Source organism: Hansschlegelia zhihuaiae, assembly GCF_004103825.1.
Lineage (GTDB): Bacteria > Pseudomonadota > Alphaproteobacteria > Rhizobiales > Methylopilaceae > Methylopila > Methylopila zhihuaiae.
Genome location: NZ_RYFI01000010.1, coordinates 88,584 through 96,254 on the forward strand (window position 1 = coordinate 88,584; position 7,671 = coordinate 96,254).

Annotated in this window: 7 protein-coding genes; 3 read left to right on the plus strand and 4 right to left on the minus strand. The window is 70.4% G+C overall.

The window, feature by feature from the left end:
• A partial coding sequence (gene ffh, locus EK403_RS11670) for a signal recognition particle protein (protein ID WP_128777745.1) occupies positions 1-1,444 on the minus strand: 1,444 nt, incomplete at its 3' end.
• Positions 1,445-1,710: 266 nt separating this feature from the next.
• Here ffh and dapF point away from each other — a divergent pair.
• Entirely contained in the window at positions 1,711-2,580 is an 870-nt protein-coding gene (gene dapF, locus EK403_RS11675) for a diaminopimelate epimerase (protein ID WP_128777670.1), read from the plus strand.
• Between the two features lie 108 nt (positions 2,581-2,688).
• Here dapF and EK403_RS11680 read toward each other — a convergent pair whose 3' ends face one another.
• Both EK403_RS11680 and EK403_RS11685 read right to left on the minus strand, forming a co-directional pair.
• Entirely contained in the window at positions 2,689-3,147 is a 459-nt protein-coding gene (locus tag EK403_RS11680; RefSeq protein WP_128777671.1) for a hypothetical protein, read from the minus strand.
• Between the two features lie 72 nt (positions 3,148-3,219).
• Positions 3,220-4,497 (minus strand): MFS transporter, encoded by a 1,278-nt coding sequence (locus tag EK403_RS11685; RefSeq protein ID WP_128777672.1) that lies wholly within the window; start codon positions 4,495-4,497, stop codon positions 3,220-3,222.
• 158 nt (positions 4,498-4,655) lie between these two features.
• Between EK403_RS11685 and mtaB the strand changes: the two genes are divergently transcribed.
• Positions 4,656-5,894 carry a tRNA (N(6)-L-threonylcarbamoyladenosine(37)-C(2))-methylthiotransferase MtaB gene (gene mtaB / locus EK403_RS11690; RefSeq protein ID WP_128777673.1) on the plus strand — a complete coding sequence of 413 codons (1,239 nt, stop codon included), beginning with the start codon at positions 4,656-4,658 and terminating at the stop codon, positions 5,892-5,894.
• A gap of 184 nt (positions 5,895-6,078) precedes the next feature.
• The gene (gene ftsY / locus EK403_RS11695; RefSeq protein ID WP_128777674.1) at positions 6,079-7,017 is read left to right on the plus strand and encodes a signal recognition particle-docking protein FtsY; all 939 of its coding nucleotides are present in this window, start codon (positions 6,079-6,081) and stop codon (positions 7,015-7,017) included.
• A 3-nt stretch (positions 7,018-7,020) separates the two neighbouring features.
• On the opposite strand, the gene EK403_RS11700 is transcribed toward ftsY, so the two are convergent.
• On the minus strand, positions 7,021-7,671 hold a 651-nt coding region (locus EK403_RS11700), incomplete at its 5' end, for an MFS transporter (RefSeq protein ID WP_487327324.1).

Here is a 7,671-nt window from a genome sequence, read left to right on the forward strand (position 1 = left end):
CGGCGCCCGGGAATCCCGGAGGGAGCCCCTCGGGCATCTTGCCCTTCTTGAGCTCCTCGAGCGCCTCCGGCGGGATCTGTGGGCCACCGCCGCCGAAGCCGAGCGCGGCGCCGAGACCGGCGAGAGGCCCGCGGCCGGATTTTCCGGCCTTGCCCATCATCTTCATCATGTCGGCCATCTGCCGATGCATCTTGAGCAGCTTGTTGACGTCCTCGACCTTGCCGCCGGCGCCCGCCGCGATGCGCTTCTTGCGCGACGCCTTCAGGATGTCGGGGTTGCGGCGCTCGGCCTTGGTCATCGAGTCGATCAGCGCGGCCTGCCGCTTGAACATGCCCTCGTCGATGTTCGCGCCGGCCATCTGCTTCTTGAGGTTCGCGACGCCCGGCATCAGCGACATGATCCCGCTCATGCCGCCGAGCTTCTGCATCTGGCCGAGCTGCTCCTTGAGGTCGTTCAGGTCGAACTGACCCTTGCGCATCCTCTCGGCCGCCTTCATGGCCTTCTCGGCGTCGATCTCGGCCGCGGCCTTCTCGACCAGCGCCACCACGTCGCCCTGGCCGAGGATGCGGTTCGCGATCCGCCGCGGGTCGAACTCGTCGAGCGCGTCGAATTTCTCGCCGACGCCCACCAGCTTGATCGGCTTGCCCGTCACCGCCCGCATGGAGAGCGCCGCGCCGCCGCGGCCGTCGCCGTCGAGGCGGGTGAGCACGATGCCCGTGACGCCGAGCGCCGCGTCGAAGGCGCGGGCGGTCGTGACCGCGTCCTGGCCCGTGAGCGCGTCGGCGACCAGCAGCACCTCGTGCGGATTGGTTGCCTTCTTGACCTCCACGACCTCGGCCATCAGGGCCTCGTCGAGCGTGGTGCGGCCGGCGGTGTCGAGCAGCACGACGTCGTAGCCGCCGAGCCGGCCCGCCTCCATGGCGCGCCGGGCGATCTGCACCGCCGTCTGGCCGGGCACGATCGGCAGCGTCGGCACGCCGGTCTGGGTCCCGAGGGTGGCGAGCTGCTCCATCGCGGCCGGGCGGCGCGTGTCGAGCGAGGCCATCAGGACCTTGCGCTTGTCGCGCTGGTTCAGCCGCCGGGCGATCTTGGCCGTCGAGGTCGTCTTGCCCGAGCCCTGCAGGCCGACCATCAGGATCGGCACGGGCGCGGCGGCCGCGAGGCTGATGGTCTGGGCGTCCGAGCCCAGCATCGCCACCAGCTCGTCATGCACAATCTTGACGACCATCTGGCCGGGCGTGACCGACTTCACGACGTCGACGCCGACCGCGCGCGCCTTCACCTTGTCGATGAAGTCGCGCGCGACCTCGAGGGCGACGTCGGCCTCGAGCAGCGCCCGGCGGACCTCGCGCATGGCCTCGGCGACGTCGGCCTCCGTGAGCGAGCCGCGCCGGGTGAGCCGGTCGAGAATGCCGCCGAGGCGGTCTTGCAGGGCGTCGAACATGGAGCCTTCGAGCCGGTTCAAGTCACCAATGACCGAGGTTTCGGTCCAACGCCGATCGCGCCCGCGAGCGCAACGCGCTGGCGGACGTTGACCCCCCGACCTCTCGGGATCGGGCGGCTTGGCGGAGGACTGGCCTCGTCAGATGAGGCGGTGGGTACAGGGCCGGGGCCGAAAAATCAACAGTTCGGCGAGGAACGCCTGCGGCACGACCCTCGCGCCGGGGGCCGCGACAGTCTATCTAGAGCCCACAGACCCGAGACGCCGAGATGTCCGCCCTCATAGATCGCCCCTTCCTGAAGATGAACGGGATCGGCAACGAGATCCTCGTCGTCGACCTGCGCGGCTCGAATGCGCGCGTCTCGGCTGACGAGGCTCGGGCGCTCGCCCGGCGGACGGACACGCGCTTCGACCAACTCATGGCGGTGCATGACCCGCGGGCCCCCGGAACCGCGGCCTTCATGCGCATCCTGAACGCCGACGGCTCGGAGGTCTCGGCCTGCGGCAACGGCACGCGCTGCGTCGCCTGGGCGCTGATGCGCGAGACCGGCGCCCGCGAGATCACGCTGGAGACCGAAGCCGGCCTGCTGGCCTGCTCGGCGGGCGAGACGCCGGATCAGATCACGGTCGACATGGGGACGCCGAAGTTCGGATGGGCCGACATCCCCTTGAGCGAGCCCTTCGCCGACACCCGCGCGATCGAGCTGCAGATCGGGCCGATCGACGCCCCGCTGATCCACTCGCCGTCGGTCGTCAATGTCGGCAATCCGCACGCGATCTTCTGGGTCGACGACCTGTCGGTCGTGGACCTCCGCCGCTCCGGCCCGATGCTCGAGAACCATCCGATGTTCCCCGAGCGAGCCAACATCTCGCTCGCCAAGGTGACGTCCAGGGAGGCGATCACGCTGAAGGTCTGGGAGCGCGGCGCGGGGTTGACGCTGGCCTGCGGCACCGCGGCCTGCGCGGCCGCGGTCTCGGCCGCGCGCACGCGGCGGACCGGCCGCGACGTCGTCGTTACACTGCCCGGCGGCCCGCTCCGGATCGTCTGGCGCGAGGACGACCACATCCTGATGACCGGCCCGGCCGAACTCGAGCGCCAGGGCCGGCTCACGGCGGAGATGTTCTCCGCCGCGGCGTGACGCTGGCGGGCGACGCCAGTTCGACCGACGATAAGCAGACGCTCAATGCTGTCGCGCCGACCGCTGGCAACACTCATCTTACGTCCGGCGCTATTGATCGAGGCGCGATCAGAAGCCCGGACGATGCGCGCCGGACGCGCTGAACGTCACGGTGCAGCCATTACGATCGAAATTTGTGATCTTGCCGGTTACGAGCACCTGCTCGCTATCGGCGCGCGGCGTTCCGGGCGAGACCTTGAAGGCGGAGTATTTGCCGGCAAGTTCTCCTGTGTCGGCCCCCGACTTAATCTTCGCTCCCGTGTAAGTGCCGGATGCGCCAAAGCGTCCGGCGCGCGCGGGTTCGAACTGATAGGCTTTGCGCGTGTCGAAGAGGGCAAAGGCTTCGCCTTCGTCGCTCAACCGATAGGCGAAGACATAATTATCTCCTTCGGTTGCTACCGGTTCGCTGTCGCCGCAGCTGCCGGCTGCGCCCGTGATGAAGAATGTTCCCTGGAATCTGAATTCGGCGGCTTGCGTCTGCGCAACCGTCAACACCGGGACAATGGCCGCAGCAAAGACAATCCGCATTTTTCCCTCCTTTGACGTGCCATGCCGCCCGGCGAGCATCTGTCGGGCATGCGGTGGCATCAATACGTACTACTACTTCCGCGCGAACATTTGGTCCTCCCGCTTCTCCAGGCTCCGCGCGGTCCTGAGCTCCGGGAACGCCCAGGCCCAAAGGGCCGCGACCGCCATCGCGCCGGCCCCGCCGAGCACGATCGCCGGCGCCACGCCGATCCATGCGCCCATCGCGCCGGCGCGGAACTCGCCGAGCTCGTTCGAGGCGCCGATGAACATCATGTTGACGGCGTTGACCCGCCCGCGGACCTCGTCGGGCGTCCAGAGCTGCATCAGCGTCTCGCGGATCGTCACGCTCACCATGTCGGCGCCGCCCATCACGCCAAGCGCGGCGATCGAGAGCCACGCCGTCTCCGACAGGCCGAAGACGACGCCGGAGAGGCCGAACAGGCCGACGCACAGAAACATGATGTGGCCGGCCCGGTCCCGGATCGGCCGCACCGAGAGCCACGCCGCGACCGCGATCGCGCCGACGCCGGGCGCGGCGCGCATCAAGCCGAGGCCCCAAGGGCCGAGATCCAGCATGTCGCGCGCGACCGCGGGCATCAGCGCGATCGCGCCGCCGAGCAGCACCGCGAACAGGTCGAGCGAGATCGCGCCGAGCACGACCCGCTCCGAGAACACATAGCGGAAGCCTGCGACCAGCGTGCCCCAGCTGCGGTCGAGCGCCTGGCGCGACTGGGTCGCGCGGAGCGTGAGCGTGAGCGCGGCCGAGAGGGCGAACATGGCGGCGGCCGTCCCGTAGGCGACCACCGGCCCGATCCCGTAGAGCAGTCCGCCCGCCACGGGGCCGACGATCGAGGCGAACTGCCAGGACGAGGCGTTCCAGGCGATCGCGTTCGGCAGCGCGACGATCGGAATCAGCCCCGGCACGATGGCGTAGCTCGCGGGCGCGTAGAAGGCGCGCGCCACGCCGAACACGAACAGCACCCCGAAGATCCAGCGCACGTCGGTCACGCCCTCGAGCGTGAGGACGACGAGCGCGAGCGCCCCCAGACCTTCGATCAGCGCGCAGACCGTCATGATCATGCGGCGCGGGAAGCGGTCGGAGGCCGGTCCGGTCAGGAGCACCAGCGCGATGGCGGGCAGGAACTGGAACAACCCGACGAGGCCGAGGTCCCACGGATCGCGGGTGATGTCGTAGACCTGCCAGCCGACTGCGACCGAGACGATCTGGACGCCGAACGTCGTGGCGAGCCGCCCGAACCAGAACAGCGCGTAGTTTCGGTGGCGGAACGCGATCGGGGAGTCGGGGGTCGGGCTCGCCAGGGAAGGCGCGTCGGGGCCGGTCGTGGTCATGGGCGCGGAGCTTCCCTGGCGGAGCGGCCCGAGGTAGCGGCGCACGCGCGATAAGTCGAGGCGCGGCCATGCCGTCGCCCGCTTGCAGACGTGAGCGGGCGACGCTGGGCGACCCGTAGCGGCTTTCGTTTTCGGTCCGGCTGCGCCATACCCCGCCGATGGGCGTCGACATCGTCACCTTCGGTTGCCGGCTGAACGCCGTCGACGGCGAGACCATCCGCGCGCTCGCAGGCGGGGAACGCGCGCGCGACCTCGTCGTGGTGAACTCCTGCGCGGTGACCGCGGAAGCCTCCCGCCAGGCCCGCCAGGCCGTGCGCCGCGCCGCGCGCGAGCGGCCGGGCGCCGAGATCGTCGTCACCGGCTGCGCGGCGCAGATCGAGCCGGAGCGCTTCGCCGCGATGCCGGAGGTTTCGCGGGTTCTTGGCGCCGCCGCGAAGGCGCGGCCGGAGAACTGGGAAACCGCCGCCGCTGGCCCGCGTGTCGACGTCTCCGATGTCCTGGAAGCCCGCGACGTCGCGCCTCCGCCGGGTGAGGCAAGAATCCAGCTGCCGCGGGCTTTTGTGCAGGTGCAGACCGGCTGCGACCATCGCTGCACCTTCTGCGTCATTCCGTTCGGCCGCGGCGCCGCCCGCTCGACGCCCGCCGCGGCGGTCGTGGCCGAGGTCCGGCGCGTGGTGAAGCGCGGCGCGGCGGAGGCGGTGCTGACCGGAGTCGACGTCACCTCCTGGGGGCAGGATCTTCCCGGCGCGCCGAAGCTCGGCGACCTCGTGCGGACCATCCTGCGCGAGGTCCCGGAGCTCAAGCGCCTCCGCCTGTCCTCGCTCGACGCCGTCGAGATCGACGACGAATTGCTGCGCGCGCTCGCCGAGGAGGAGCGGCTCATGCCGCATCTCCACCTCTCGCTCCAGTCGGGCGACGACATGATCCTGAAGCGCATGAAGCGGCGCCACTCGCGAAACGACGCGCTGGACCTCTGCGAGCGGGTCCGGCGCGCGCGTCCCGACGTCGCCTTCGGGGCCGACGTGATCGCGGGCTTTCCGACCGAGACCGACGCGATGTTCGAAAACACCCGCGCGCTCCTCGAAGAATGCGGGGTCGCCTACGCCCATGTCTTCCCGTTCTCGCCGCGGCCCGGCACGCCCGCCGCGCGCATGCCGCAGGTTCCGGCCGAGATCGTGAAGGCGCGCGCCGCCGCCCTGCGCGAGATCGGAGAGCGACTTCTCCTAGACCATCTCGACTCGCGCGTCGGCCGGCGGCTCCAGGTTCTGAGCGAAGGCCGAGGGATCGCGCGCGCCGCGGATTTCTCGACCGTGCGCGTCGACCCGGCGTCCCCGAAGGGCGCGTTCCTCGACGTCGCGATCGCCGGCCATGACGGCCGCGCGCTGGTCGCAGCGTGACCGTCGGGGCGGAGCAACGCTCCGTCCGTGTCCCGGCCTTGAGCCGGGACCCATAACCGCTTAGGTCGACGGGCGATCTCGGCCCGAGGCGTTTATCCGGCCGGCGCCCCGCCGAATGGGTCCCGGCTCAAGGCCGGGACATAAGCGTGGCGCCTGACGGCTGCGGGCTTCTGGAAGAGCAAGAATGACCGACACAACCCAACAAGGCTGGTTCAGTCGGCTCAAGACCGGACTGTCGAAGACCTCGGCGCAGCTCACCCGTGGCATCTCGGACCTGTTCACGAAGGAGAAGCTCGACGCCGCGACTCTGGACGAACTCGAGGACCTGTTGATCCAGGCTGATCTGGGCGTCGCGGCGGCCGAGCGCGTGGTCGAGGCGGTCGGGCGCGCGCGCCACGCCAGGGACCTCGACGGCGAGAGCGTGCGGGGCATCGTGGCCGAGGAGGTGGCGCGCATCCTCGAGCCGGCGGCAAAACCCTTCGATCCGCCGGAGAGCGCGCGGCCGGCCGTGGTGCTGGTCGTCGGCGTCAACGGCTCGGGCAAGACCACGACGATCGGCAAGATCGCTGAAAGCTTCCGCACCGCCGGCCTCAAGATCGTGCTCGCGGCCGGCGATACGTTCCGCGCCGCGGCGGTCGAGCAGCTCGGCGTGTGGGCCGAGCGTTCGGGCGCGATCTTCGTCTCGAAGGAGACCGGGGCCGACGCCGCGGCGCTGGTCTATGAGGCGTGGCACAAGGCGAAGGACGAAGACGCCGACCTGCTGATCGTGGACACCGCGGGGCGCCTGCAGAACAAGGCGGGCCTGATGGCCGAGCTCGAAAAGATCGTCCGGGTGCTCAAGAAGCTCGATCCGGAGGCGCCGCATGACAGCCTGCTGGTGCTGGACGCCACCACCGGCCAGAACGCGCTCGGCCAGGTCGAGGCGTTCGGCAAGGTGGCGGGCGTCACGGGTCTCGTCATGACCAAGCTCGACGGCACGGCGCGGGGCGGCATCCTGGTCGCGGTCGCGGAGAAGTTCCGGCTGCCGGTGCATTTCATTGGCGTCGGCGAGGGCGTCGACGATCTCGAGCCCTTCGACCCGAAGGCCTTCGCGCGGGCGCTCGTCGGCCTGCCGCGGGAGTGAGGCTCAACCGGTCCGCGCCAGCCTCGGCAGCGCGGCGGCGGAGGCGAGGCCGATCGCCGCCGCGAGCCCAAAACACCAGACGAAGCCGAGCCGGTCGCCGAACATGCCGACGAGCTGCCAGCCGATCAGGCTGACGAGGCCGTCGGCGCACTGAAACAGCGTGAAGTCGACGCCCGCCTGGTCGAGCGAGGCGCGGCCCATGAGCTCAGCGTAGAGCGCCACAAAGCCGAACGCCATCACGCCGGAATTGAGCACCGTCAGGATCCCGAGCCCCGCGGTCGAGCGCCAGGCGAAGGCGGCTGCGAGCGCGAAGCCGGCCGTCACCGCGACCTGGCCGAGAAGCGAGGCCATCATGATCGGCGCGGCGCCGAAGCGGCGGGTCGCCCAGCCGCCGGCGAGCGCCGAAGCCACGCCGAAGGCCGTGCCCATGAAGCCGTTGAACAGGCCGATCGCGGTGAGGCTCATGCCGGCGTCGACCAGGAACGGGCTGATCAGCACCATCCCCCATTTCTGGCCGAGCACGTAGAGCGCCACCAGTCCGATGCCGAGACGGACCTCGCGCCGGCGCAGGGCGGCGCCGAGCGACGGCCGCTCCGCCCCGGCGCGGTGGGGGCGAAGCGGGCTGCGGCCGAGCAGGAACGGCAGGCCGAGCAA